The organism is Methylobacterium sp. J-067, from assembly GCF_022829465.1.
GTDB lineage: Bacteria > Pseudomonadota > Alphaproteobacteria > Rhizobiales > Beijerinckiaceae > Methylobacterium > Methylobacterium litchii.
The window spans coordinates 1-615 of the sequence record NZ_JAKSXZ010000112.1 but is presented as its reverse complement, the minus strand read 5'-3'; the positions used below and the strand labels follow the sequence as shown (position 1 = coordinate 615).

Below are 615 nucleotides of genomic sequence, written 5' to 3'. Positions count from 1 at the left end.
GCTGCGATCTCTTCAGGGGTCAGCGTCGTACCGCCGCTCTCGTCGCGAGTCATGGCCGGCTCCCTTGCTGTGCGGTCGTCTGGACATGGCTGCCAGTCCGGACTAGTATGTTGTAGTTGCTGACTGGATGGATCGTGCCGTCGGGTGGCTCTTGGGCTGCGATCGCTTCCCCTTCGATGTCGGCGAGCCTAGGTGCTGACCAGGGATCGCACCTGAGTTACCACCTCACTCAAGGATCAAAGTCTACTCCAATCTTCCGCCCGCTGCACCAGAGCAAACCATATGGTCTGTCGATATATGCTGCTTCGCAGATCAGGCGTCCGGTTACAGCTATCTCGGAATCAAGATCAACTTCGAGAAGCGCTTCGTATTTGCTCATGCTCCAAATCAAACAGTCCAAGCACTGCTTCCCTCCCGCCGAGAACAGCGTCCCGGTCTTCAATATGTCTTTCTTGGGGAGTTGCTTGTTACTTAATAGGAGGCGACGGAGGAGACGCTCCTCGTCGCGGTCGGCCTCGTGATCCTCGTGGTCTACGCCTTCCTGCGCTCCGGCCGGGCGACGCTCATCCCCGCCGTGGCGGTGCCGATCTCCATCGTCGGCACCTTCTCGGCGAT

At 58.9% G+C, this 615-nt stretch carries 1 pseudogene; it reads left to right on the top strand.

Annotated features, from left to right (window positions below):
* Positions 1-481: 481 nt before the first annotated feature.
* Positions 482-615: pseudogene (locus MKK52_RS26995) on the top strand (efflux RND transporter permease subunit); the annotation flags it as partial.